Here is a 25,454-nt window from a genome sequence, read left to right as displayed (position 1 = left end):
CTACGCGCTACGAAAAAACGGCACGAAATTACTTCGCCGTCGTCGCTATCGCCGCAACACTGCTCTGGCTAAGGTAATTGTCCACACGACCTAGCCCTTGTCGATCTCGGCGAACACTTCGCGCGCGATACGGAAACTGTCGACGGCGGCGGGCATGCCGCCATAGATCGCGACCTGCATCAGGATCTCGCGGATCTCGTCGCGGGTGACGCCGTTGGTCAGCGCGCCTTTCAGGTGCGCGCGCAATTCATGCGGCCGGTTCAGGATCGAGATCATCGCGATATTGAGCATGCTGCGGGTCTTGCGCGGCAATTCCTCGCGGCCCCATACCGAGCCCCAGCAATATTCGTTGAGCAGGTCCTGGAACGGTTTGTTGAAGCTGTCGACGTTCTTCAGCGTGTTGGAGACATAGGCCTCGCCGAGCACGGCCTTGCGGATTTCCAGGCCTTTGTCGTACGTCTTTTGGTCCATGACGTTTCCTCATGCAGTTCAGGGAGCGTGATCCGAAAAAGTGGAAACCGGTTTGGATCATGATCTGGGTAGTGGCGGCGCGACGTTACGGGGTCGCTCACGCGCAGTCACGCCTTCGTGTTATGCGTAATTCCACGTGTGGGTTGCCGGAATGGAACGGGTGCCTCATTGCCGCCCTTGTGGTAAGGTCACGTGTCGGGCAACCCGGAGATTTTATTGAGCGGCGACCCCTCACAGCCCGCGCGCGAGCATGACGCCGTCGCGCGGCTAAAGCTGATTGAAGCCCTGCGGCGCGCACAATACGCGATCGCGTGGGAGCGCGCGTGGCCGCATCTGGCCCGGTTTCTGACCGTCATTGGGTTGTTCCTGGTGGTGTCCTGGGCCGGGCTCTGGCTGGCGCTGCCGCTCGCGGTGCGCCTCGCTGGCGTGGGTCTGTTCGCGCTGTTCGCCCTGGGTGCGCTGCTTCCGCTGGCTCGCTTCCGCTGGCCGACACGCGATGAGGGCTTGAGCCGGCTCGATCGCGGCACCGGCATCCGCCATCGTCCGGCGACTGCATTGACCGACACGCTCACGAGCCAGGACCCGGTCTCGCAAGCGCTGTGGCAGGCACAGCGCGAGCGCACGCTGGCCTCGCTCAAGCGCATCCGCGCCGGCCTGCCGTCGCCGCGGCTTCCGATCCACGATCCCTGGGCGCTGCGGGCGCTGGTGATCGTGATGCTGGTTGCGGCCTATATCGCCGCCGGCGACGAGCGTTCTCTCCGTTTCGCCTCCGCCTTCGATTGGAATGGCGTGCTGGCGCCGACCAATATCCGGGTCGATGCCTGGGTGACGCCGCCGAACTATACCGGCAAGCCGCCGATCATCCTGTCCTCTGCGAATAAGGAAGCGACTGCTGCCGAGGGCGGGCCGTTGGCGGTTCCCGCCAACAGCACGCTTTTGGTGCGTTCCAGTGGCGGGAATATCGATGTCGTGGTCGGTGGCGGCGTGACCGAGGTTGCCCCGAGCGGAGAGGCGCCGAAGGGCACCAACGAGCGGCATTTCAAGATTGCAGGCGACGGCACCGCGCATGTCCGCGCGCCGGCCGGCCAGCCGCTGTGGCGTTTTACCGCAACCCCTGACCGCCCGCCGTCGATCGCCTTGGCCAAGGATCCGGAGCGCCAGGCGCGCGGCTCGCTGCAATTGTCCTACAGGCTCGAGGACGATTACGGCATCACCGAAGCGCGCGCGCAGTTCGTCGCGCGTCCGGGCGATGCGGCGAAGGACCCGCGCAACGCCGGAACCAAGACGGCGGACGCCCGGCCGCTGTTCGAGGCGCCGCAATTCCCGCTCGTGCTGCCGAACGCGCGCACCCGCAATGGCGTCGGCCAGACCGTCAAGGATCTGAGCGAAGACCCCTATGCCGGCGCAGATGTGACGCTGACGCTGACGGCCAAGGACGAGGCCGGCAATGAGGCCAAGAGCGACCCGTTCAGCATGCGCCTGCCTGAGCGGTTGTTCACCAAGCCGCTGGCGCGGGCGCTGATCGAGCAGCGCCGCATTCTCGCGCTCGACGCCAACAAGAACGCCGACGTCTACGCCGCGCTCGACGCGCTGTTGATCGCGCCGGAAATGTTCACGCCGGAGGCGGGCACCTATCTTGGTCTGCACAGCGTGGCGCGGCAGCTCGAGGCGGCCCATACCGACGATGCGTTGCGCGAGGTCGTCGCCAGCCTGTGGGCGCTCGCCGTCACCATCGAGGACGGCAACATCACCGATGTCGACAAGGCGCTGCGCGCGGCGCAGGACGCCTTGAAGCAGGCGCTGGAGCGCGGCGCGAGCGACGAGGAGATCAAGAAGCTCACCGACAATCTGCGCGCGGCGCTCGACAATTTCATGCGCCAGCTCGCCGAGCAGTTCCGCAACAACCCGCAGCAATTGGCGCGTCCGCTCGATCCCAACGCCAAGGTCCTGAGCCAGCAGGACCTGAAGAACATGCTCGACCGCATGGAGCGCATGTCGCGCTCCGGCGACAAGGAGGCGGCGAAGCAGCAGCTCGATCAGCTCCAGCAGATGCTGGAGAACCTGCAGATGGCGCAGCCCGGCCAGAGCGGCGACAACGACATGGAGCAGGCGCTGAACGAGCTTGGCGACATGATCCGCAAGCAGCAGCAATTGCGCGACAAGACCTTCAAGCAGGGCCAGGATTCGCGGCGCGACCGCATGCGCGGCAAGCAGGGCGATCAGTCCATGGGCGATCTGCAGCAGGATCAGCAGGCGCTGCGTGACCGGCTGCAGAAGTTGCAGGAAGAGCTTGCCAAGCGCGGCATGGGCCCCGGCCAGCGCGGCGAGAAGGGTCAGCGCGGCCAGCAAGGACAGCAGGGCCAGCAAGGACAACAGGGTCAGCAAGGTCAGGGCGGCCAGGAGGGCGATCAGGGCGACGGCGAGGACGGCCTCGATCAGGCCGATTCCGCGATGGGCGATGCCAGCGGCCGGCTTGGCGAGGGCAATGCCGACGGTGCGGTGGACTCGCAGGGCCGCGCGCTCGATGCGCTGCGCAAGGGCGCGCAGAGCCTCGCCGAGGCGATGCAGCAGGGCGAGGGCGAGCAGGCGGGCGACGGCCCCGGCAACCGCGTCGGCCGGCAGCAGAGCGGCGGCAACCAGACCGACCCGCTCGGGCGTCCCCTGCACGGCCGCGAGTTCGGCGACGACTACACCGTCAAGATTCCCGGCGAGATCGACGTGCAGCGTGTGCGGCGAATCCTGGAAGAACTCCGCCGCCGCCTGGGCGACCCGTCGCGGCCGCAGATCGAGCTCGACTATCTCGAGCGCCTGCTGAAGGATTACTGAGGCTCCCTGTCATTGCGAGCGAAGCGAAGCAATCCATGCCTCAACAAGCGGCGAGATGGATTGCTTCGCTCCGCTCGCAATGACGGGCTGAGAGCGCGTCCGTCCGTGCCTACGCCACCTTCCGCGCCGACAGTGCATCCGCCACCGCCGTGCGGATATCGGCGACCGAGAACGGCTTGGTCACCACGTCGTGCACGATCGCATTGAGGCCGGAGGCGCGTTCGCGCTGATCGGCAAAGCCGGTCATCAGCAGGATCTTCAACTCCGGAAAATCGCGTGCGCTGGCGAGCGCCAGCGCAATCCCGTCCATGACAGGCATCTGGATGTCCGTGAGCAGGAGATCGAAGGCACCTTGCTCGCGCGCAAGGATTTCCAGCGCGGCGGCGCCGTCTTGCGCGGTGACGGTCTCGTGGCCGTCCATCGCGATGGCGCGTGCCACCAGCGTGCGCATCGAATCTTCGTCGTCGGCGATCAATACCCGCGGCATCGAGCTAACCTCCTTCGCAAGACACGTCAAAGCGCGATGTTGTTTGGTTGAATCGGCGGCCGGTTCGTTTCACCTCTCCCGCTTGCGGGAGAGGGAGTGCAGCTTACGTCGCGGATGCATTTCGTCCTGATCTCATCATGCTTTAGGTATTCTAGGCGCGGCTGCCGGCCGCCAGATCCCGCTTGTTGAAGAAGCGGATATCGACGTCGCGCCCTTCGGGGGGCGGCGAGGCAAGACGCGATTTGAAAAAAGCGCGCTCGCCCGGCTTCAGTACCGGCTGCTCCAGCACCGTGTTCCACGCATAAATCTCCGCGCCCTGTGCGTCGCGGACCGCAAAGCGCAAGCGCGGCAGTTCCACCGGCTTTCGGGACTCGCCGACGATCATGCCTTCGATCACCAGCACCGGCTTGCCGTCCACGGTCTCGTTGCTGACCTTGATGTCCTTGAACACTACCCCGCGCAGATTCACCTCGAGCCCGGCCAGCCGGTAGAACAGCGCGGTCTGCGGCAACAGGCGCACGACGTCGCTGCGCCACACCACGAGCGCCACAACCAGCGCTGCCATCGCGGCGCAGGCCGTGGGCAGGCTCGCGGCCGGCATACGCATGCGGGGAAGGGCGGGCAGCCTGAGCAGTGTCGGCAGGCGGCGCCGGGGCTTGGCTTCGGCATCCGCGTGCGCTTCCGCGTCGTCCCGGGCAACCGATGGCCAGTCCTGTCGGACGGCATCGTCCGCCGGCCAGTCGGCCGAGATCGAGGGGCTGTCGACGACAGGAGCGCGTTCGTCCTCCTCCTGCTGCGCCATCGCCTCCCATTCCGCGGCGATATCAGACGCGGCTGGTTGGTTCGCCGCTGCCATGGCCGGCATCGGCACCGTAGCGTCCACTGCATCCTCCGGACGCGCCAGCCAGACCCCCTTGCAGCGGGAACAACGCACCGTGCGCCCGGCCGGACCCAAGGTCTCCAGCTTGATCGTGTAGGATGTTGTACAATGCGGGCAAACGATATGCATGGAGCCCAATCCCCACCATGGATCCGCCGGAATGCTACAAGGCGACCGTTAACGAATCGGAAACCATAACCGAAGCACAAACGCATTGTTCGGCCCGCCGGCCCAGCCGGAGACGGGCGCGAGGATTGAGCCAAGGTTCGAGGTTCCCGGTCGCCGCGCAAGTTGAACCCAACGTCAAACCCAATGTCGAGCGGAGCTAGAGCTTGGTTCGGTTCGAAAATGTCGGATTGCGTTACGGGCTCGGCCCGGAGATTCTGCGCGACCTCACCTTCGCCGTTCCCGCCCATTCCTTCCAGTTCCTCACCGGCCCTTCGGGCGCCGGCAAGACCTCGCTGCTCAGGCTGTTGTTCCTGTCGATGCGGCCGACGCGCGGGCTGGTCAATCTGTTCGGCAAGGACGTTTCGCTGCTGAACAAGGATCAGGTCGCAAACCTGCGCAAGCGCATCGGCATCGTGCTGCAGGACTTCCGCCTGCTCGACCACATGACGACCTATGAAAATGTCGCGCTGCCGTTCCGCGTGATGGGCCGCGACGAATCCAGCTACCGGCGCGAGGTGATCGACCTCTTGAAATGGGTCGGCCTCGGCGAGCGGATGGATGCGCTGCCGCCGATCCTCTCGGGCGGCGAGAAGCAGCGCGCCGCGATCGCGCGCGCGGTGATCTCGCGGCCGCAATTGTTGCTGGCGGACGAGCCGACCGGTAGCGTCGATCCGACGCTCGGGCGGCGGCTGCTTCGCCTGTTCATCGAGTTGAACAAGTCCGGTACAGCCGTGATCATCGCCACCCACGACATCACGCTGATGGACCAATACGAGGCGCGGCGTTTGGTGCTGCACCAGGGACGGCTGCACATCTATGAATAAGATCGGCCGAGAACATGTGCCGCTCGTCGACCTCGGGCGTGAACGCCCGCAGGTGCCGGCGAACGCGCGCAACATGTCGCCGATCGTGCCGCGCGCCTCGATCTCCGGCCGCGCGCTGGTCGCGGTCGTGGCGATCATGACCTTCCTGGCCTCGATGACCACGGGCACGGTGCTCCTGGTCAGCGCCTCCGCGGCCGAGTGGCAGTCGGAGGTCGCGAGCGAGGTCACGATCCAGATCCGCCCCGCTGCCGGCCGCGACCTCGAGCGCGACACATCAGCGGCAGCGGAGGCGATGCGGACGCAGGGCGGGATCGTCGAGGTCCGCCCGTTCAGCAAGGAGGAATCCGCAAAACTGCTCGAACCGTGGCTCGGCAGCGGATTGTCGATCGAGCAATTGCCGGTGCCGCGCGTGATCGTGGCGCGGGTGCAGCCCGGCAGCACGCTGGATCTCGCCGCGCTCCGCGCGCGGGTCACGCAGGCCGCCCCCAGCGCCAGCGTCGACGATCACCGCGCCTGGATCGAGCGCATGCGCTCGATGAGCGGCGCCACCGTGTTTGCCGGCATCGGCATCCTCGCCCTCGTGATCATCGCGACGATCATCTCGGTGTCCTTCGCCACGCGCGGCGCAATGGCCGCCAACCGGCCGATCGTCGAGGTGCTGCATTTCGTCGGCGCCGCCGACAGCTATATTGCCAACCGCTTCCTGCGGCACTTCCTGATGCTGGGCCTGGAGGGCGGGCTGATCGGCGGTGGCGTTGCGATGCTGTTCTTCGGCTTCTCCGAATCGATCGCGAGCTGGTTCTCGGGTACGCCGGTCGGCGACCAGTTCGCAGCCCTGCTCGGGACCTTCTCGCTGCGCCCGTCCGGCTATCTGGTGCTGGCGCTGCAGGCGGTATTGATCGCGGCGATCACGGCCTGGGCCTCACGGCGGACGCTGTTCGCCACGCTCGATGACGTCGACTGATGGAACGGCCGGACTCCACTTCACCCGAAAACGCTCTAGAATTGCGTCCGGGGAAGGGGCAGCCTTATCCGATGAGTTCTGATCTCGACGACCGCTCGCACAAGCGTCGGCCAGCGTGGCCGCGCGGATGGCTGCGCGCGCTGATCGTCGCGCCGCTGGCGGTGCTGTTCGTCGGAGCGGGGCTCGGCTTCCTCGCGTTCCTGTCGCAGTTGCGTGGCGTCGAAACCCAGCCCGAGCGCAACGCTGACGGCATCGTGGTGCTGACCGGCGGTTCCTCGCGCATCTCCGACGCGGTTGAGTTGCTGGCGGCCGGCTACGGCAAGCGGCTGCTGATCTCGGGCGTGCACCCGACCAATGCGGCCAGCGACATTTCGCGCTCGCTGCCCGAGAACAACCAGGCGCTGTTGCGCTGCTGCGTCGATCTGGACCGTTCCGCCGTCAATACCAGGAGCAATGCCGCGGAGACGCGGCGCTGGGCGCATGAACGCGGCTTCAAGTCGCTGATCGTGGTGACCTCGAACTACCACATGCCGCGCGCGATCGTCGAATTGTCGCACGCGATGCCGGATGTCGAACTGATCCCGTTCGTGGTGATCGGCGACAAATGGCGCGACGAACCCTGGTGGATGAGTGGCGGAACGCTGCGCCTCCTGCTATCGGAATACGTCAAATATGTCGCGGCGGAGGTGCGGGTGCGGCTGGCCCAGATTGGTCTCGACCTGACGCCGGAATTGCTCGAGCAGCCCGGCGGCGCCCAGGCGCCGCGCCGGCCCGCAACCGCGCAGGTGAACTGACCAGACCAACTCTTTGTCGGGAATTCGATGTCTTCGATCTTCGTGCGCTCGCTCGTCTTCAACGTGCTGTTCTATCTCGTGCTGGTGACGTTGAGCATCATCGCGATCCCGACCGTTGTCTTGCCGCGCGGGGTGATGATGACATTGGCCGCATGGTGGGCAAACGCGACGCTGTTCCTGATGCGGGTCGTCTGCAACATCCGGGTCGAATTCCGAGGGCTGGAGAAGATTGCGAAAGGGCCCTTGATCGTCGCCTCCAAGCACCAGTCGATGTGGGAGACGTTCCAGCTTTTGCGCTTCTTCGACCATCCGCTCTACATGCTCAAGCGCGAGCTGACCTGGATCCCGGTGTTCGGCCAGTTCCTGGTCAAGGCCGGCATGATCTCGATCGACCGCGGCGGCGGCCCGCGCTCGCTGGTGAAGACGCTGCGCCGCGCGGCCGCTGAAGTGAAGCGCGGTCGCCAGCTCGTGATCTTCCCGGAAGGCACGCGGCGGCCGGTCGGCGCGCCGCCGAGCTACAAGAGCGGCGTGGCGCAGATCTATGCCGAGAGCGGCGTGCCGTGCCTGCCGATCGCACTCAACTCCGGCCTGTTCTGGCCGCGCCGCACCTTCATGCGCTATCCCGGCACGCTGGTGGTCGAATTCCTCGATCCGTTGCCACCTGGCTTGCCGCGCGACGAGTTCATGACGCGGTTGCGCGAGACAATCGAAGGCGCGACCGACCGCATCGTCGACGCCGCGCGCGCCGAGCAGGCGCAATTGTTCGGCGTCGTGCCCGATACCGCGAAGGCCAAGGTGTAGAGCGTTTTCGAGCGAGGTGGACTGGCTCCCTCTCCCGCTTGCGGGGGAGACGAGCATACCTCGCTCCGGGAGGGCTGGGGTGGGGGTCTCTCCGCGATTCACGCTGTCCGACCGTGTGGAGAGAGCCCTCACCCGGCGCTTACGCGCCGACCTCTCCCGCAAGCGGTGAAACGCGTGGACGGGCGGATTCAACCAAAACGCATCATGCTCTAGCGCCAAGCGTCATCGTCTGGATCATGACGGCAACCGCCGCTGCCGCCGCGCCATGTTTATTGGCCGAGCAGAAGCTTCAGATCGACTGCCTTGGCCATGACCTGATACCCAGCATCGTTGGGATGCACATGATCACCGCAATCATAGGCCGGCGCCAGATGGCCGGGCTTTGCTGGATCCTCCAGGATCTTGCCGAAGTCGATCACGCCGTCGGCTGCGTTGCTGGTTCTGACCCAGGCATTCACGGCCTCCGCGATCTTCGCCTTCTCCGGTGTGTAATACTTTGAAAAGCGCGTGCCGGCAAAAGCGTCGGCGGCTGGCGTCAGGGTCGACAACACCACACGGATGCCGCCCGCGTGGGTGCGCTCGATGATCTGCTTGAGGCCGGCAATGACGTCGTCGGCTGTCGGCTCCGGATCGTTCGGTATGGTGGCGCCGGGCAAGCCAATGTCGTTGCCGCCCAGCATCAGGACGACGGTCGATACCCGAGCATGGCTCAGCACGGACATATTGAACCGCGCGAGGCCACTGGTCCCGAAGCCATCGGCCAGCACGCGATTGCCGTAAAATGCCTCATTCACAACCGCGATATCGGGATGGCCCTCTGCCTGCAGACGGCTGGCGAGTTCATCCGTCCAGCGATGGTTGCTGTCGGGAGTAGAGCAAAACCCATCGGTGATGGAATCACCAAGGACCACGATGGCGCTGGAATCAGGCTTGGCGGTCGTGAGGATGCGGCTGAGCAGCAGACGCGATCTGATGGTGCTTTCGGGCTTGAAGTCGGCCGCCTTGGTCATGTCACCCGAGCCCGATATGTAGCCGGTCTGCATGGCCTCCCAGTGAACCGAGGCGAGTTTGGTGGGGTTGGGCAGATAGAAGCTGACGACCACACTCGATAGCGGCTTAACCGGAAAGTCGACCGGGTCGCTGATCAGCGGTGCGCCCGGCGGTATCACGGCGTCGGTGTGACCGCTGAAGGTCACGGGCTTGATCGTCGTCGGATCGACTGCGCTGCCGCCGGCCGGCAGAGCAATTGTCGCCGCGCCGATGGTGATGGGACGGACGCCGAACTCGTTCGAGATCACGATCCGCAGTTTCTCGCCGCCTACGCTGATGCGCGTGGTCTGCCGCACCGTCCTGTTGCTCAGCACCTCCGGCACGCCAAAGGGCACCGGCAATTCGTCCGCCCAGCGCGGTCCAGGGGTTGCTGCCCATGTCGTGATCCAGGGCTCGGCAGGCTGGGCGCCGGCACAAGTCACAGCGACCACGAGCGCCGGCAGAGTCGCGGCCAGCCGCGCCCGGCCGGATGCGCCAAATCGACGAAGGAAAATCGCGGGCTTGTTGAAATGCATCTTCTGCCAATCCGTGATGGTTGCGGCGGCAAGAATGCATTCCCCGTTTTTCGGTTGTATTCCAAAAGCGTGCGGCATCGCTACAACGGTAACGATCGCTTCCTTGATGCCGCAAAATGGACGGTCGAGAGGGCGAGGGATTCGCCAACGCGGAAATGCTCTAGCTACGTTCCTTCCTGCAGCGGCAGCTCGATCGGATGCGCGTCGTGCAGCATCGTCGCGAGCTTGTGCAGTTGCGGATCGCGGAAGCCCTGCTTCTCGATCGCGAGCACCGTGGACAGCACATAGTCGCGGTTGTTGCCCGAGCGGCCGTGACCCTGCTGCACGTAGCGGAGCTGGTCGGCCAGCGACAGCCGGCCGGCGTACTGCACATGGCTGCGGTCCACCACGTAAGTCAGCGCGGCTACGCGCGACCGCGGGTCGTCCTCGAGCCACACCGAGCGGTGCACCTCGCGATAGACATTGGTGGTCTGCTCGCGGCCGCGCAGATAAGCGATCGTCTCATTGCGCCGCTTCGCCGCAACGCGGAACGCGACGCCGCGGCAGGCGCCGCCGCGGTCGAGCCCGAGCACCAGTCCCGGCTTTTCCGGCGTGCCGCGATGGTCGAAGGAATACACGCAGAGCGCGCGATGCTCGCCGATCAGCCGCGCCGCCACCTGTTCCTCGAATTCGAAACCCGGTTTCCAGATCAGGGAGCCGTAGCCAAATACCCAGAGGTCGCTGTCGGGGGATTCGGGCGTGGAGAGAAGTTGCGCGGACATCGCCGGAAGGGCTAGCAAAAGCGGACGGCGAAGCGAAGCGGTTTCGTGGGGTCCTTGAGCATGATCCGGAAAAGTGGGAACCGGTTTTCCGAAAAGATCATGCTCAAACAAAGAGATGAGATCATGATCGATTCCGTCTAATCAGATCATGATCTCGGCCCTGGTTTCCCGCTTACATTTGCCAAAATTGACAGCCAGAGGTCGCCGCATGCCTGACATGACCCCCGCGCCGCACCGGCGCTCGCGTTGGCCTATCTTTGCCGGCCCCGTCCTCGTCCTGATCCTCGCCATCGCGTGGTCCGCATTCTGGTTCTATGCCTCGTCCCAGGTCTGGGTGCAGGCCGATGCCTGGCGCGCGCAGGAGGCGAAAGCGGGCCGGGTTTATGATTGCGGCAAGCGGTCGGTGGCGGGTTACCCGTTCCGCCTCGAGATCCGCTGCGAGGATGCCAGCGTGACCTTGATCTCGCAGACTGCCGCGCCGCAGACGCCGTTCACCGCGCGGCTCGGCGAGATCCTGGTGGTGGCGCAGGTCTACGACCCCAAGCGCGTGATCGCTGAATTCAAGGCGCCGGCGACGCTCGCCGAGCGCGGCGCGCAGCCGTCCCTCGCCGTGAACTGGCGCTCCGGGCGCGCCAGCGTGGTGGGCCTCCCGGCCGTGCCGCAGCGCGCCTCGCTGGTGTTCGACGATCCCGCGATCGACCGCGTCAACGGCTCAGTGCAGACGCCGCTCGGCCGTGCTGGTCATGTCGAGCTGCACGGCCGCCTCGCCGAAGGCTCGTCGCTGGACAATCCGGTGATCGAGACCGCGCTGCAGATCAATGGCGGCAGCCTGCAGGACGTACATCCGGTGCTGGCGACGCCGTTCGATGCCGACATCCGTACCAAGATTTCCGGCCTGAAGGATTTCACGCCAAAGCCGTGGCCCGAGCGCTTCCGCGAGATCCAGGCCGCCGGCGGCCATGTCGAGATCGTGCAGTCACGCATCCAGCAGGGCGAGATGATCGCGGTCTCCGCGGGCACGTTGAGCCTCAACGCCAATGGCCGCATCGAGGGCGAATTGCAGATGACAGTCACCGGCCTCGAGCGCGTGGTCCCGGCGCTCGGCATCGAAAAAATGCTGGAAGAGGGCGTGCCGCAATCGACGCTCGACCGCGTCGCGCCCGGCGTGAAGACAGAGGACCTCAACAATCTCTTCGGCGCGCTCGACCGCGCGATCCCCGGCCTCGGCAAGGTGGTGAAGCAGAACGCCAATGTCGGCGTCGCCGCCAGCATCAACTCGCTCGGCAGCGAAGCCATGCTGGAAGGCAAGAAGGCGCGATCCTTCCCGCTCCGCTTCGTCGACGGCGCGGTGCTGCTCGGCCCGATCAAGGTCGGCCAAATCCCGCCATTGTTCTAAGCCGTAGCCCGGGTGAAGCGCAGCGCAACCCGGGAAAATCTCCGCCCGCATCGCAAGCTGCCCCGGATTGCGCTTCGCTCCATCCGGGCTACGAGCCTGGTAAAGCGTCAATCGCCCAAGCGTGATTGCGATCACGGCGTGCGCCGGGAATGCAGACGCCTGCTCTCCGCTCTTGCTCTGCGAAGGCCCGCACATCCGCAAAACCGCGGGTCATGGCAAGGAGAGAGCAATGATCAGGTTCAGACTGTTTGGCTTCGCTGCGTTTGTCGCGGCATCGATCGCATCGTCAGCATCGGCGCAGCCGGTCGTGTCGGAGCCCGGCATGGAAGCGTTCGTTCATCCGAACAGCGATCTCGGAATCGGCATGTCGAGGCCGGTGGCCGACAGCCATGCGATGATGTCAGTCGATGCCGGCGCGAGAACGCCGCATGTCAGGATGCGGGCGAGGCCGCATCGCTAAAGCAAAGCGAAGGCGGAGCTGCTACTCCGCCTTCTTCTCCAGATTCGCGTGCGGTCGTCCGAAATCCGGCGCGGCCGAATCCTGGCCGATCTCGACGATGCCGCGGCGGATGGCACGGGTGCGGGTGAAATGCTCGAACAGCGCCTCGCCGTCGCCGCGGCGGATCGCGCGCGTCAGCTTCGAGAGATCCTCGTTGAAGGTGCCGAGCATCTCCAGCACCGCATCCTTGTTGCTCAGGAACACGTCGCGCCACATCGTCGGATCGGAGGCGGCGATGCGGGTGAAATCGCGGAAGCCGCCGGCGGAGAATTTGATCACTTCCGACGACGTCACCTGCGCCAGCTCGTCGGCGGTGCCGACGATGGTGTAGGCGATCAGATGCGGCAGATGGCTGGTGATCGCGAGCACGAGGTCGTGATGATCCGGCGTCATGATCTCGACCTTGGCGCCGAGCGCGGCCCAGAATTCACGCAGCCGGTTAACCGCGCCCGCGTCGGTGCCCTCAGGCGGCGTCAGGATGCACCAGCGGTTGATGAAGAGCTCGGCGAAACCGGAATCCGGCCCCGAATGCTCGGTGCCGGCCACCGGATGCGCCGGCACGAAGTGCACGCCGTCAGGAATATGCGGCCCCATGTCGCGCACGATGGCGCCCTTGACCGAACCGACGTCGGAGACGATCGCGCCCTTCTTCAAGTAAGGCGCGATCTCCGCCGCCACGGGCCCGCAGGCGCCGACGGGAATGCAGAGGATGACGAGATCGGCATCCCTGACCGCCTCTGCATTGGTCGCCACCACGCGGTCGACGATGCCGAGCTCGGCGACGCGTGCGCGCGTCTTTTCCGAACGCGCCGTGGTGACGATCTCGCTGACGAGCCCTTGCGCCCGCGCGCCGCGCGCGATCGAACCGCCGATCAGGCCGAAGCCGATCAGCGCGATGCGCTGGAAGTGCGGCGCGGCGTTCACTTCTGATCCATGAAGTCGCGCAGGCCCTCGACCACGAGGCGGTTGGCCTCCTCGGTGCCGATGGTCATGCGCAGCGCGTGTGGCAGGCCGTAATTGTTCAATGCCCGCAGCACCAGTCCGCGCTTGGTGAGGAACGCGTCCGCGTCGGCCGAGGTCTTGCCTTTGTCGGTCGGGAAATGGATCAGCACGAAGTTGGCGACGCTCGGCGTCACCTTCAGCCCGAGCTTGCGGATCTCATCCGTCACCCAGCTCCGCCACGTCTCGTTGTGCGCCCTCGACATCTCGACATGCGCGGTGTCCTCCACCGCGGCCACCGCCGCGAGCATCGCCGGGGTAGAAACGTTGAAGGGGCCGCGAATGCGGTTCACCGCGTCGACGATGTGCGCCGGGCCGAACATCCAGCCCACGCGCAGCGCCGCGAGCCCGTGGATCTTGGAGAAGGTGTGGGTCATGACCGTGTTCTCGGTCGTCGCACACAGTTCAAGACCGAGGCCATAGTCGTTGCGCACCACGTAGTCGGAATAGGCGGCGTCGATCACCAGCAGCACGTCCGACGGCAGGCCTGCGCGCAAGCGCTTGACCTCGTCGAACCGCAGATAGGTGCCGGTCGGGTTGTTCGGGTTGGCGAGCCAGACCAGCTTGGTCCGCGGAGTGACCGCCTCGAGGATCGCATCGACACTGGCGGTGTAGTCGGTTTCCGGCACGACCACGTTCTTGGCGCCGTTCGCCTTGGTCGCGATCGGATAGACCAGGAAGCTGTGGGTGGTGGAGATCGCCTCCGCGCCTTCGCACAGATAGGTGTGGGCGAGCAGGTTGAGGATTTCGTCCGAGCCGGCACCGCAGATGATGCGATTCGGGTCGAGGCCGTAGGCGCGGCCGATCGCCTCGCGCAGCACCCGCGAGGTGCCTTCCGGATAGTCCTCCAGATGTTCGGCGGCGTGCTTATAGGCCGCGATTGCCTTCGGCGAGGGGCCGAGCGGCGTCTCATTGGCGGAAAGCTTGAACACCTTGCGCCCCGGTTCTGCCACCGGGCTCTTGCCGGGGGTGTAGGGCGCAATATCGAGGATGCCGGGGTTCGGCACGGGGCGGGACATCTCTAACTCTCTAGCTCCGGATTTGCAGGGCGGCCTTGTCTTACGCTTTGGCCGTCCCGTTGGAGGGCACGGTATAGCGCGTTGCGTGGCTGCCGACGAGGGCCGATGAGCGCACCGAGGCTCCGGCCTTGATCAGCGCCAGCTTGATCTTCTCGAAGCCGATGCCCGCGACCGACACCAGCAGCGCCGCGCCGTCGAAGGCCGTGTCCGGCACCGCGACGATCTCGGCGAGCGGGGCCAGCGCGCGGGCGATCTCGGCATTCCAGCCGGAGACACGGACGCTCCACATCTCGACTTCGGTTACCATCGCATCGTCAGCGACGCGCGAGATCACGAAGACGGGAAGCGCCGCCGGATGATCGGCGCGCTCCAGGAACGGCAGCCGCGCGATGATCTTCGGCGCGCCCTCGGCCTCCAGCTCGATCCACCACGGCGTGCGGCTGGAAATCGCCGATACCAGCGCCAGGTCGCCCTTCGATTTCGCCGCCGCCTCGACCGCCGCCTGCGCGCTGAAATGCGAGACGTAGGGCACCACGAAGCCGAAATGGAAGCGTGCTGAATCCCGCATCATGGATTCGCCGACCGAGACGTCGGCATGTACGGCGAACGGCGCCTGCACGTAAGTGAACGTCGAGATGATGACGCGCCAGATGCTCTCGATGGTGTCGAGCGGCAGGATGCCGCGATGGCGCTCGACCAGGCGGCGCATCATGTCGGCCTCGCGCGCCGGCCGGAACGCGGAGCCGACTTCCTGGGTCTGCTTCACCTTGATCAGGCGATCGATGATGTCGCCACGCGCCATCAACAAGCGGTGAACCTGCTCATCGATCGCGTCGATCTCTTTGCGCAATTCGCCCAGCGAGGGCGGCGCCGGAGGCGGTTTTGACATGCTTAGAACCTACTGAAAGTCTCTCTCCTCATCCTCAAGGATCGGCGCGCGAGCGCCGCGTCTCGAAGGATGCAGGCCCCCGTTCTGTCCCATGGGGCCAGATGGTGCAAGCTTGGGTAAAGGTCACGGTTAGGTTAACGGTCCGGGTCGCCTTGACGCCGGTCGGGTAAGGGACTACTTTCCCACCACTCCGTGGTCATTTGAGCCGGCCGGCTTGCAGCCACGTTAAAGAACTCGCTAAACAGGCCGGGGACAGATCGATCCCGGCCGAACCTTTGTTCAGGCCGGGTTTTTTATGGCCTGATTTCTGTCCGGGACCTCCGCGTCGGAGGAAGGCGCCGCAAATGACCAAGGTGCAGTCGATCAAGGGTACGTCGATCCAGAGCGAGGATCGCGCGCACGAGGCCGATCATCCGTCTTCGCCGGTGGCGAAGTTCGGCATGGATCAGCCATTGAAGCTCGACTGCGGCATCGACCTCGCGTCGTTCCAGATCGCCTATCAGACCTATGGCGAGCTCAACGCCGAGCGCTCCAATGCCATTCTGGTTTGCCACGCGCTGACCGGCGACCAGCATGTCAACAATGTGCATCCGGTGACGGGCAAGTCCGGCTGGTGGGAGACCATGGTCGGCCCCGGCCGGCCGCTCGACACCTCCAGATATTTCATCATCTGTTCCAACGTGCTTGGCGGCTGCATGGGCTCGACCGGCCCCGCCTCGCTCAACCCTGCGACCGGCAAGGTGTGGGGGCTGGATTTTCCGATCATCACCATCCCCGATATGGTGCGCGCGCAGGCGATGCTGATCGACCGGCTCGGCATCGAGACGCTGTTCGCGGTGGTCGGCGGCTCCATGGGCGGCATGCAGGCGGTGCAATGGGCCGCGGCCTATCCGGAGCGCGTGTTCTCGACGCTCGCGATCGCCTGCTCGACGCGCCATTCGGCGCAGAACATCGCCTTTCATGAGCTCGGCCGCCAGGCCGTGATGGCCGATCCGGACTGGCGCAGCGGGGGCTATGTCGATCAGGGCACGCATCCGCATCGCGGGCTCGCGGTCGCACGCATGGCCGCGCATATCACCTATCTCTCGGACGCGGCGCTGCATCGCAAGTTCGGACGGCGGATGCAAGACCGCGAGCTGCCGACATTCTCCTTCGATGCCGACTTCCAGGTCGAGAGCTACCTGCGCTACCAGGGCTCGTCCTTTGTCGAGCGCTTCGATGCCAACAGCTATCTCTACCTGACGCGGGCGATGGACTATTTCGACATCGCCGCCGACCATGATGGCGTGCTGGCGGAAGCCTTCCGCGACGTCAAGACACGGTTCTGCGTGGTGTCGTTCACGAGCGACTGGCTGTTTCCGACGTCGGAAGCACGGGCGCTGGTGCATGCGCTGAATGCCTCCAGCGCACGGGTCTCGTTCGCGGAGATCGAGACCGACAGGGGCCACGACGCCTTCCTGCTCGATGTGCCCGAATTCTTCGACATCTCCCGCGCCTTTCTGCAGTCGGCCGGCAAGGCGCGCGGCCTTGGCGATGTGGGGGTCGCGTGATGGCGCTTCAGGAACAAACTTTGCCGCTGCCCGGCGTAGCGCCGCAGGCGAGCACGGGCCATCGCCCGGATCATCTTCTCGTCGCCGAAATGGTGCAGCCCGGGTCGCGCGTGCTCGACGTCGGCTGCGGCGACGGCGATCTGTTGCAACTTTTGGAAAGCCGCGGTATCGACGGCCGTGGCATCGAGCTGTCGCGCGAAGGCGTCAACCACTGCGTCGCCAAGGGGCTCGCGGTGGTGCAGGGCGACGCCGACACCGACCTCGTCAACTATCCCGACGATGCCTTCGACTACGTGATCCTGTCGCAGACGCTGCAGGCGACACGGCAGCCGAAGGCGGTCCTGGAAAATCTCCTGCGCATCGGTCACCGCGCCATCGTCTCGTTCCCGAATTTCGGTTTCTGGAAGATGCGGTTGCAGCTCCTGGTCGGCGGGCACATGCCGCGCACCGAAAACCTGCCGGCGACCTGGTACGACAGCCCCAACATTCATTTCTGCACCATCAAGGATTTCGTGCAGCTCTGCGACGAGATCCACGTCAAGATGGAGCGCGCGGTCGCCCTCGACCTCTACGGCCGCCCGGTGCCGCTGAACCTGCCCTGGTGGGTCTGGAACATGTTCGGCGAGCAGGGCGTGTTTTTGCTGAGCAGGGGCGGGAAGGGCAGGTAGTCACCGTCATTGCGAGGAGCGATAGCGACGAAGCGATCCATGCCTCCGCAAGCGGTGAAATGGATTGCTTCGCTCCGCTCGCAATGACGGGTCAAGACACGCACTCCGCTTCACCTCTCCCGCTTGCGGGAGAGGTCGGCGCGTAGCGCCGGGTGAGGGCTCTCTCCACTCGGGGAGTCCCAGTGCGGAGACACCCTCACCCCAGCCCTCTCCCGCAAGCGGGAGAGGGAGCATACGTCTCCGCGGCTACACCATCGACCTCTGATCGCGCGGCAGCCATCTTCCCGCCTCCACCAGCGCGATGAAGCGCTCGACCATCTCGTTGAACAGCGCGGGCTCCTCGAGGTTGAGCACGTGTCCCGATTTCGGGAAGAACGTCAGCCCCGCCGCGGGCAAATGCTTCTTCAGGAACAGGCTCGGCTCGACGCAATTGTCGTCCTCGTCACCGCAGATGATCAGCGCCGGCGTCGGCACGCGTCCAATCGCTTCCGCCATGGTGTAGATCGAGGGTCGGCCGCCTTGAAAGCTGCGCATGGTGTTGGCCGATCCCTTCGCATCGTGCCGGGCGAGCGCGGCGTAGAAGTCGGCATGGCCGCGCGGATCCTTGACGAGGAACGGAATCCGGCCCGGCGCCTCGCGCGTCACCTTGGCGACCTCCGCCGATCCGAGGGTCTCATATTGCTCGGCATTGGCGCGGCATTGCGCGCGGAAGGCGTCGAGGTTTTCGAGACTTGAGCCGGAGCCGACGCCTGCGAGCGTCATCGACAGTGCGCGCTCGGGCGCATTGAGCGCAACGTGCAGCGACGAGTAGGAGCCCATCGACAGACCGACGAAATGCGCGCGTGCGATATCGAGATGATCGAGCACCGCGAGCGCATCGGTGTAGAAGTGCTTGTAGCTGTAGACCTCGGCCGAGGGTGGAACGTCGGAGGGCGTGTAGCCGCGCGCGGAATAGGCGATGCAGCGGTGGCCGCGCGAGAAATAGCGCATCTGCGGCTCCCAATTGGTGTGATCTGCCGCGAACTCGTGCAGGAAGATGATCGGGGTCCCGCTTCCAACCTCTTCGAAATAGAGGCGGACATTATCCTTGGCGACGGCATAGGGCATTTTAACCTTTTCCTTCTTGTGAGCCTGCGGTCGCAAGGATCGCAATTAACGCTCGCGGCTGCAATGCGGCGACGTCGTTTGTTCTTCGCCGCGAAATGTTCGCGAATCGTCCCGCATTTTTTTCGCCGCACTGCGGCGTGAAATCTTCATCTTGCCACATTGCGCATCACAAAACGCGCCGCGCCTGTCATCCACATGTCATCCACAGCGGGCGCACCAGGAAAAACGGGGGTGTAACGAAGGAAAAAATGCGAAGTATGGTTCAGTTGCGTGCGTTCCGCCGGTTGCTGCGAGTTCTGGCACTGGCGTTGTGTTCGACGGCAATCGTCGTCTCTGTCTCTCCCGCTTCGGCACGGCCTCATCACGGCGCAGGGCGCCACGCCAGGGCCTATCATGCCGGTCATCATCTCAAGCGCCACCATGCCCATTATCGTCACCGCCACATGATGCGCTCCTCGCGCTGGGAGCGCGGCGTCGCACGAATGCAGGCAAGCGGTCTTGCAGACAGCAATGCAAGTCTGTCGCCGGCGCTCGAGCAGGCGGCAAGCTCCGGTTCATCGAACATCGTCGCTGAAGCCCGCCGTTACCTCGGCGGCAATCCGACCAGTCGCGCGAGCCTCTGGTGCGCGAGGTTCATGAACATGGTGCTGAAGCACTCCGGCTATCGCGGCACCGACTCCGACATGGCGAGCTCGTTCGCGCGCTATGGACAGCGTGTCTCCGGCCCGCAGGTCGGCGCCATCGCCGTGATGTCACGGGGACGCCGCGGCGGCCATGTCGGCATCATCACCGGCATAGATGCCAAGGGAAATCCGATCATGATCTCCGGCAACAACGGCAACCGCGTCCGCGAAGCCCCGGTCTCCCGCGGCAAGATCTACGCCTACGTGATGCCGGAGAACTAGCCGCTGCAGGCTTCACTGTCATTCCGGGGCGCGCCAACGGGTCCGCGCGAAGCGCGGCCCCGTTGACAGGCTCCGCGCGAGCCCGGAATCCATTCGTCCACTTGTGCACGGCGAAATGGACTCCGGGCTCAATGCGGAGCCATCCCTTGAAGGCTGGCGTCGAACGCTCGCCGCTGCACATTGTTCAACGCATGCCGAGCGGGTTTCCGCCGTCGACGACGGTCGTTTGCCCGGTCACGGTGTCCGCTCGGCAATAGGCGACGACCATCTGCGCGATGTCATCCGCGCTTCCCGTGCGTCCGAGGACCGACTGAGCGCGAGCGCGTTCCTTCATTGCTTGCGGCACCCGGTCGGCCATACGTGTTCCCTCAACCAATCCGGGCGCTATGCAATTCACGGTCACATCTGGCGCCAACGCCACTGCGAGGCAGCGGGTGAGATGGATCAGTGCCGCCTTGCTGGCCGCGTAAGCGATGCTGCTGCCACCTGGGGCGAGTCCTGCGAGCGAAGCAATGTTGATGATGCGGCCCGTCTTGTGCCGCTGAAGTTCGGATGCGAACGCTCGAGAAAGCAGGAATGGTCCGCGAAGATTGGTTTCAAGGACGCGATCCCAAATCTCCGGTGTCATCGCATCCAGGTCACCGAACGGGATGCCTATGTTCCAGCCCGCGTTGTTGACGAGAATATCGATCCGCCCAAAATGGTTGCTTATCTCTCCGACGCATCGATCTATCGATTTGGGGTCTCGCTGATCGAGTTGCACCGCGTGGCTTTGCCGGCCAGCCCTTCGCACCGCCTCGACCACCGCGTCAGCGCGACCAGCCTCGCCCACATAGGAAACGACAACGTCGGTGCCGGAAGCAGCAAGAGCCTCCGAAATCGCTTTTCCGATGTCGCCTGAACCCCCGGTCACGAATGCAACTTTGCCATTGAGATCCATGGCGTCCCCCAAGTGCAGAAGAGCGTCAGCGCTCAGCGACTCATCATACCCTTTTCGGCGTTGCCGGCCACCGTGCAATGTCCGGCTTGACGCGCGACATCAAAGATAGATGCGGCGGCTAGATCGGCCGTTTCGGATAGGGTGCAAGCTGCTCGGCAACCGTCACTAGCTCTGCTTGAGACCCGATGCGCAATCTCTCGATGAGCCTTCGTCGCTGGGCGCCGATCTGTTCAACGGTACCACCGATCTCCATATGGATCCGGCTGTCGGATTTTCCTTCAGCCAACCGTCTCAAGAGCCGCTTCTCGCGCGAGCTCAAGATTACAACATGCTTGGCCTGTCCTTCACCGACAGAGATGTTCTCTCGATGTCCTGGATTGATGCGCATCGCAAACGCCTCGATCGATCTCAGCTTTAGAAAAAAACTATCACCAACATCAAGCAAGAAAAACTCCCGGCGCAGATTGCCATTGCGCCAAACAGAAGGTCATTTTCATCGAGCGCTGACAGACCGGACCTTATTCTCATGAGAAGAAGCTGATATTGCGTCAGAGAAGCGAGGCGCGAAAAATAGACTTGCGATTGATGTTTGAACACACTCATCGGCCACCTCCGGAAAGAGACCAAGAGCGTGAAAAAAGTAGAAGCGACGTTGACGGTTGTCCAATGAATTTGCGCGACCGAACGTTGCTCGTAGGACAGCACGAGTGACGTATGGTTGCACGTTAGGACAATGGTGCTGGCTGTCGATCTAAGATTTGATCTTACGTAATACGACGGAGGACTTTTCCGAGAACGGGCTCGTGCGCCTCCAAATTCCGATTCTAGAGCGACTTACGCGTTAGATTATTTCGACCGCAATTGCTTTCCGCTCGGGTCCTATTCCTCCGATCTGCGACGCGAAGATCGCGCAGCTCACGCTTGACTGCGAACTGGCATCGCCAAATGGGGCAGACCATTAGCGGAGAAAACTTATGACGCGGATAGGTTTGACTAAAGCCGCAATTGCGGTTTCGACCTTTGCCGGAGCGGCCCTCCTCTCCTTCGGCTGGTCTGAGCAGCGCGGAGTCTCCCTCTCGGTCGAGGAGGCGCAAGCGCGTGTGGGCCGCCCACTGACCCCCGTGAGTGTTGCCGGCGTCGCGCGGCGGCACAATCGGAGGGCCGCATACGGTTACGGTGTGGGCGCAGGCGTCGCAGGCGCTGCTGCGATCGGCACAGCGGCTGCAGTTGCCGCCACGTCGCCGACCTGGGGAAGCCCCTACTACTCAACCGGATGGGGAAGCTCCTACGCCGCAACGCCGGCGGCGTATGGCGCGTATGCAGCCCAGACTGATCCCGGCTTTGGCAAGCCGCACTACGCGATGCGGGCTTACTACGGCGGTGCACCTTATTACGGCTACACCGGGTGGGAGGACTATTCCGGCCGTAACTTCTTGAAATGCACCCCCGGCACGATGACAAAGCTCGACGACGGAAACATGTATCTTTGTCAGTAGCCGCAAGCGCAAGTGATGGCGAAAGAGGCGGCTCATTGAGCCGCCTCTTCGAGACAAACGGGTGTGAGCGTTTTCGAGCGAAGTCGACACCGGTTCGCGCAAATAGTGCTTCGGCTCAACAAAAAGCCCCGGAAGTGCCGGGGCTTGAAGTTGGCTGGAGTTCAGAAGAATCAGTAACGGGCAACCGGCGGGCTGTAGGGGGTGCCCCAGTTGAAGCGATAGTTGACGCGCAACGTGACCATATCCACGTCCTGGCTGATCCGATTGAGCGCACCGGCGACGATGGGATTGACCACCGTGAACGAATTGTTCGCATCGCCCATGAACAGGTGGTCATACTCGACGCCGACCGACCAGTTCGGCGCGAAGCCGTATTCGTAGCCGACGCCCACGGCGCCGCCCCAGCGGGTCGAGCTAAACGAGGCAAATTCAAAGCCGGAGAACGTGTCCAGGACGCTGAAGCTGTTGCTCGTCACCGCAGCGCCGCCCTTGACGTATAGCAGCGAGGTGTTCCAGGCATAGCCGATCTGACCGGTGAAAAGGCCGATGCCGTCGGTCTTCACCTGGGTCGAGAACAACGGATTGATGAGGCTGGCGCGGGTGTTCTGGATATCAGCCCAATCTCCTTGGGCCTCTACGCCGAACACCCAGCCGCCGCCCCACTGCCACCGATAGCCGATCTGGCCGCCGACCAGACCTCCGGAGCGGTCGCGGCAGCCGTCGCTGAAGACGCCGCCCACAACGTCGACAAAGTCCCAGCAATTGCGGCTCTGGCCCCAGCCGCCGTTGCCGCCGATGTAGAAGCCGCTCCAGTCGTAGATCACCGGAAGCGGGGCCGGTGGCGGGGCCTTGACCGCCATGTCAGCGGCCAGCGCGGGAGCGGAGATGCTCAGTGCGATCAAACCAACAGTGCCCAGCAAAAACTTTTTCATATCATTCCCCCTTTTCGGCTTCACTTCAGATCGGACGGCCGATGAATTCGTGGTGATGGTGGTGATGTCTGCATTCCAATTACACATGCTACCCTAGATGAGTTCACCCTCGATACGTGTGCCAGGACCGCAACACTCGGAATTTGTTTCGGGAAAAAATGGCAGGTGTTCTGTCCAAACGCGCGCTTATGCGCGCGGCTTCCGGCAACAAGCGGAGGAGGGCTGCCAGCCATCGCGGCTAACACGTCGTGTCGCCCAGCTATTTGCCATGCTGGTCTATTTCGAGGGTTACAAGCCGTGCCAAGAGCGTTGCGGGATAAAGTTGTCCAATTATGGCTTCCAAGTTGCAAAGGCTTCTTGCCCACGGATGCACCGGAACGATGTCGCCGTAGCCCGTGGTCGTCAGCGTGGCAAAGCTCAAATAGAAGATTTCATTGGCGAGTGATCGATCATCTCTAAATTCGATGCCTTTGAACGCCCCCTGGATCGACAAGCCCAAGAACGTGAACAGGCTCGCAAAGCCAACCGCGAACAGCAGATACACGAGTACTGCACCGATAATTCGGTGATATGTGATGTAGCCGGGTCCGAACACGGCCCTGATTACGACTATGCCGAGTGTGATGGCGATCACCAACCATGCGGCCGCCAATAGGTGCAAGTTGTACGGCCAGGAATAGTAGTAGCGCATCAAGAACACGACGATATTGGCAATCAAAGCAATCGACATGAAAGCCAGCGCAGTCGCACTGGCCGAAATGATCGCCATGCTGGCAATGATTGCCAGCAACGCAGTAATTGCCCCGGCGTGAAATGCAAGGGAGCCCGCTGCCTGGAGGGGCGCAAGAACAAACACTATCAGCGCTAGCAAAACGGTTAGCAGAGTGAGCAGCCAGTCGTTAAAGCTCAAGCGCTGCCGTTCGCCCATCGCGCGCATTTCGCCCCCCTGGTTCGCCGCCGAACGCTCCGCAGCTCCGACGCTAGCAAGTCATCCCGGTCGCGCATCGGCGGACGGCACGGCTCGCATTGCGACGCGCCGCAGTTCTCACGCAGACGCCGTTAACGCGGTGCATACCGGCTCCGCATGCCTCCCGAACCTGGATAACCGTATCGTTCGGTTGCTGAAGGGGGGCGGGCGTGATGGCCACGGCCGATGACGCCAGGGTGAGGGTAAACGCAACGACAGCCAGCCTGAGCATCGTTTCTCTCCCGTCTGTTAGAGTGGGAATCAGCGCACTTCACCAAACGCGACTGGTAGTCTCCGATGAACTTCGGGCCCCACCGCTTGATCTATCTCAAGACTCAGACAGAAGAGCGGAGTGCTATCGATCGCAAACCAAAAGGCGATGCAGCGATGTCCTCGCCGTTAGGCGCAGCAGAGCAGCTTCGTTTATTGCTGGCTGGGACAATGCCGGCGGGCAAGGCGATGGGATAAGCTGAAAGGAGAAAGGCCATGCGCTGGGTCAATCTGGCCGTAATCGTTCTATTCGCCCTCGCGACGTTGATTTTCGCGGTGCAAAATTTTGAAGCCGTTACCGTGTCCTTCCTCGGCTTCAAGGGAACCATGCCACTCGCTGTGCTCACGGTCTTGATCTACATCCTCGGCGCGTTCACGGGCGGTAGTCTGCTGGCGCTCCTGCGCCGTTCCTATGCGGGGTCGCAATGGAGCTTGGGCAACTCCTGACAACGTGGGTCAAGGGGGCCTACGGTTGCTTGCATCCCTCGTTACGAGTCGGCGTTCGGGGCGGGGTGCGTTTGTCACCGACCGGGCGCTCGCCTCAAGTCTATCCGATCTCCGGCAACTTGATCGGTACGTGACGTGCTCTGCTCACCACCTTCGGCCCGCCATCTGGGTACTGCGCCGTATCGGTGATGTGACTGATGAGCGTTTCCAGGATCAGAAAGAACTTTTCGGCAAGCATGGGGGTATCCCTCCATTGCGGTTGCCTGTGATCGTTACGTGATATTCGGATCACCCCCTGTGACGCGCCTCACTATCACGACACAAATAGAACACACCAAAATTCAACTTCCTGTTTGCGAGCGTCCAAGCGATCCCGAACGAATGACCCTCTCGCTAGCCACCGGCGCATCGCCGCGCAATGACGAGTCCAGTTGACGCGAATTTCCCCAACTCAATCAATGTGTTTTGCCCTGTCCAGTCGATCAGCGAAAAACATTCCGCTTCCGCTGTCGGGCAAATCAGTGATTTAACTCCGCGCGTCTCACCCGAATGAGGGGCGGCTCGCGATCGTCACGAACGTTGCGGTGAGATGCGGTGGACGTGATGGGTGTGACTGACGAGCGCGCGCATCACGGACGGCGAAGTCGTGTGGTCCTGGCGCCCCGACGCTGGCGCTAAGCTCGCGAGCAGCAAGAGCTGCCGCGGGTGACGGTGGCAAGAAAGCCCGGTGACCGGCTATCCGATTCACACATTTTCGAGCCTCAAAGTGGTGCCGTATTTGATGCGGCGGAAGGCTTCGAGGCCTAGGCGCATCACCTTTGGGCCAGGC

At 63.7% G+C, this 25,454-nt stretch carries 26 protein-coding genes and 1 riboswitch; of the genes, 12 read left to right on the top strand and 14 right to left on the bottom strand.

The genetic code is table 11. The annotated features are described in order from the left end of the window. Positions 1–90: 90 nt before the first annotated feature. Positions 91–471: a carboxymuconolactone decarboxylase family protein gene (locus tag K288_RS0137130; RefSeq protein WP_027584053.1), complete on the bottom strand. Its 381-nt coding sequence runs from the start codon at positions 469–471 to the stop codon at positions 91–93. Positions 472–687: 216 nt separating this feature from the next. Between K288_RS0137130 and K288_RS0137125 the strand changes: the two genes are divergently transcribed. Continuing rightward, the gene (locus K288_RS0137125; RefSeq protein WP_027584052.1) at positions 688–3,297 is read left to right on the top strand and encodes a TIGR02302 family protein; all 2,610 of its coding nucleotides are present in this window, start codon (positions 688–690) and stop codon (positions 3,295–3,297) included. Positions 3,298–3,406: 109 nt separating this feature from the next. Here K288_RS0137125 and K288_RS0137120 read toward each other — a convergent pair whose 3' ends face one another. Both K288_RS0137120 and K288_RS0137115 read right to left on the bottom strand, forming a co-directional pair. Further along, a complete protein-coding gene (locus tag K288_RS0137120; RefSeq protein WP_027584051.1) occupies positions 3,407–3,784 on the bottom strand; it encodes a response regulator in 378 nt (125 codons plus the stop codon). 151 nt (positions 3,785–3,935) lie between these two features. Beyond that, the gene (locus K288_RS0137115) at positions 3,936–4,793 is read right to left on the bottom strand and encodes an MJ0042-type zinc finger domain-containing protein (protein ID WP_027584050.1); all 858 of its coding nucleotides are present in this window, start codon (positions 4,791–4,793) and stop codon (positions 3,936–3,938) included. A 203-nt stretch (positions 4,794–4,996) separates the two neighbouring features. Here K288_RS0137115 and ftsE point away from each other — a divergent pair, with 203 nt between their 5' ends. The 4 genes from ftsE (at position 4,997) to K288_RS0137095 (ending at position 8,215) form a co-directional block, all read left to right on the top strand. Then, positions 4,997–5,656, top strand: a complete 660-nt coding sequence (gene ftsE, locus K288_RS0137110) for a cell division ATP-binding protein FtsE (RefSeq protein WP_027584049.1) — start codon at positions 4,997–4,999, stop codon at positions 5,654–5,656. Beyond that, positions 5,649–6,620, top strand: a complete 972-nt coding sequence (locus K288_RS0137105; RefSeq protein ID WP_027584048.1) for an ABC transporter permease — start codon at positions 5,649–5,651, stop codon at positions 6,618–6,620. The genes ftsE and K288_RS0137105 overlap by 8 nt, the downstream gene beginning before the upstream one ends. Positions 6,621–6,691: 71 nt before the next feature. After that, positions 6,692–7,414: a YdcF family protein gene (locus tag K288_RS0137100; protein ID WP_027584047.1), complete on the top strand. Its 723-nt coding sequence runs from the start codon at positions 6,692–6,694 to the stop codon at positions 7,412–7,414. A gap of 27 nt (positions 7,415–7,441) precedes the next feature. Then, on the top strand, positions 7,442–8,215 hold the full coding sequence (locus K288_RS0137095) for a lysophospholipid acyltransferase family protein (RefSeq protein WP_027584046.1): 774 nt from the start codon (positions 7,442–7,444) through the stop codon (positions 8,213–8,215). A 269-nt stretch (positions 8,216–8,484) separates the two neighbouring features. Here the strand turns inward: K288_RS0137095 and K288_RS0137090 are convergent, their stop codons facing one another. Further along, complete coding sequence (locus tag K288_RS0137090; RefSeq protein WP_160169050.1) at positions 8,485–9,780, bottom strand: SGNH/GDSL hydrolase family protein; 1,296 nt, start codon at positions 9,778–9,780, stop codon at positions 8,485–8,487. Positions 9,781–9,944: 164 nt separating this feature from the next. Further along, a complete protein-coding gene (locus K288_RS0137085) occupies positions 9,945–10,541 on the bottom strand; it encodes a gamma-glutamylcyclotransferase (RefSeq protein ID WP_027584044.1) in 597 nt (198 codons plus the stop codon). 208 nt (positions 10,542–10,749) lie between these two features. Here K288_RS0137085 and K288_RS0137075 point away from each other — a divergent pair, with 208 nt between their 5' ends. After that, on the top strand, positions 10,750–11,937 hold the full coding sequence (locus K288_RS0137075) for a DUF2125 domain-containing protein (protein ID WP_027584043.1): 1,188 nt from the start codon (positions 10,750–10,752) through the stop codon (positions 11,935–11,937). A gap of 229 nt (positions 11,938–12,166) precedes the next feature. Further along, on the top strand, positions 12,167–12,397 hold the full coding sequence (locus K288_RS0137070; RefSeq protein ID WP_152535854.1) for a hypothetical protein: 231 nt from the start codon (positions 12,167–12,169) through the stop codon (positions 12,395–12,397). Between the two features lie 21 nt (positions 12,398–12,418). Here K288_RS0137070 and K288_RS0137065 read toward each other — a convergent pair whose 3' ends face one another. From K288_RS0137065 to K288_RS0137055, 3 genes are read right to left on the bottom strand one after another with little or no spacing between them, the layout of a single operon-like run. Further along, on the bottom strand, positions 12,419–13,360 hold the full coding sequence (locus K288_RS0137065; protein WP_027584041.1) for a prephenate/arogenate dehydrogenase family protein: 942 nt from the start codon (positions 13,358–13,360) through the stop codon (positions 12,419–12,421). Next, on the bottom strand, positions 13,357–14,454 hold the full coding sequence (gene hisC / locus K288_RS0137060; protein WP_027584040.1) for a histidinol-phosphate transaminase: 1,098 nt from the start codon (positions 14,452–14,454) through the stop codon (positions 13,357–13,359). Before hisC ends, K288_RS0137065 begins: the two co-directional genes overlap by 4 nt. Before the next feature lie 40 nt (positions 14,455–14,494). Next, entirely contained in the window at positions 14,495–15,343 is an 849-nt protein-coding gene (locus K288_RS0137055; protein WP_027584039.1) for a chorismate mutase, read from the bottom strand. Positions 15,344–15,525: 182 nt separating this feature from the next. Continuing rightward, positions 15,526–15,605: riboswitch (SAM riboswitch) on the top strand. Between the two features lie 82 nt (positions 15,606–15,687). Between K288_RS0137055 and K288_RS0137050 the strand changes: the two genes are divergently transcribed. Together K288_RS0137050 and metW are read left to right on the top strand one after the other, a co-directional pair. After that, positions 15,688–16,893: a homoserine O-acetyltransferase gene (locus K288_RS0137050; RefSeq protein WP_027584038.1), complete on the top strand. Its 1,206-nt coding sequence runs from the start codon at positions 15,688–15,690 to the stop codon at positions 16,891–16,893. After that, positions 16,893–17,561, top strand: coding sequence for a methionine biosynthesis protein MetW (gene metW, locus K288_RS0137045; protein WP_027584037.1), 669 nt, complete (start codon positions 16,893–16,895; stop codon positions 17,559–17,561). Before K288_RS0137050 ends, metW begins: the two co-directional genes overlap by 1 nt. Positions 17,562–17,807: 246 nt before the next feature. Here metW and K288_RS0137040 read toward each other — a convergent pair whose 3' ends face one another. Next, the gene (locus K288_RS0137040; RefSeq protein ID WP_027584036.1) at positions 17,808–18,668 is read right to left on the bottom strand and encodes an alpha/beta hydrolase; all 861 of its coding nucleotides are present in this window, start codon (positions 18,666–18,668) and stop codon (positions 17,808–17,810) included. Between the two features lie 257 nt (positions 18,669–18,925). On the opposite strand from K288_RS0137040, the gene K288_RS0137035 reads away from it, so the two are divergent. Next, the gene (locus tag K288_RS0137035) at positions 18,926–19,573 is read left to right on the top strand and encodes a TIGR02594 family protein (protein ID WP_027584035.1); all 648 of its coding nucleotides are present in this window, start codon (positions 18,926–18,928) and stop codon (positions 19,571–19,573) included. A 184-nt stretch (positions 19,574–19,757) separates the two neighbouring features. Here K288_RS0137035 and K288_RS51225 read toward each other — a convergent pair whose 3' ends face one another. After that, complete coding sequence (locus K288_RS51225) at positions 19,758–20,513, bottom strand: SDR family NAD(P)-dependent oxidoreductase (protein ID WP_084800015.1); 756 nt, start codon at positions 20,511–20,513, stop codon at positions 19,758–19,760. A 118-nt stretch (positions 20,514–20,631) separates the two neighbouring features. Then, entirely contained in the window at positions 20,632–20,958 is a 327-nt protein-coding gene (locus K288_RS47735) for a LuxR C-terminal-related transcriptional regulator (RefSeq protein WP_152535853.1), read from the bottom strand. 529 nt (positions 20,959–21,487) lie between these two features. Between K288_RS47735 and K288_RS55110 the strand changes: the two genes are divergently transcribed. Further along, positions 21,488–22,009: a hypothetical protein gene (locus K288_RS55110; RefSeq protein WP_064737391.1), complete on the top strand. Its 522-nt coding sequence runs from the start codon at positions 21,488–21,490 to the stop codon at positions 22,007–22,009. 170 nt (positions 22,010–22,179) lie between these two features. On the opposite strand, the gene K288_RS0137005 is transcribed toward K288_RS55110, so the two are convergent. Together K288_RS0137005 and K288_RS0137000 are read right to left on the bottom strand one after the other, a co-directional pair. Continuing rightward, on the bottom strand, positions 22,180–22,941 hold the full coding sequence (locus tag K288_RS0137005; RefSeq protein ID WP_027584031.1) for an autotransporter outer membrane beta-barrel domain-containing protein: 762 nt from the start codon (positions 22,939–22,941) through the stop codon (positions 22,180–22,182). Positions 22,942–23,200: 259 nt separating this feature from the next. Further along, on the bottom strand, positions 23,201–23,878 hold the full coding sequence (locus K288_RS0137000) for a potassium channel family protein (protein WP_027584030.1): 678 nt from the start codon (positions 23,876–23,878) through the stop codon (positions 23,201–23,203). Positions 23,879–24,394: 516 nt separating this feature from the next. Here K288_RS0137000 and K288_RS0136995 point away from each other — a divergent pair. Next, positions 24,395–24,625, top strand: a complete 231-nt coding sequence (locus tag K288_RS0136995; RefSeq protein ID WP_027584029.1) for a lipopolysaccharide assembly protein LapA domain-containing protein — start codon at positions 24,395–24,397, stop codon at positions 24,623–24,625. A 100-nt stretch (positions 24,626–24,725) separates the two neighbouring features. Here the strand turns inward: K288_RS0136995 and K288_RS54340 are convergent, their stop codons facing one another. Continuing rightward, positions 24,726–24,863 (bottom strand): hypothetical protein, encoded by a 138-nt coding sequence (locus K288_RS54340; RefSeq protein WP_201449782.1) that lies wholly within the window; start codon positions 24,861–24,863, stop codon positions 24,726–24,728. Between the last annotated feature and the right edge of the window lie 591 nt (positions 24,864–25,454).

The sequence above is a fragment of the Bradyrhizobium sp. Ai1a-2 genome, assembly GCF_000426245.1.
Classification (GTDB): domain Bacteria; phylum Pseudomonadota; class Alphaproteobacteria; order Rhizobiales; family Xanthobacteraceae; genus Bradyrhizobium.
The sequence above is the reverse complement of the archived record's forward strand: the minus strand, read 5'-3'. Positions and strand labels throughout refer to the sequence as shown.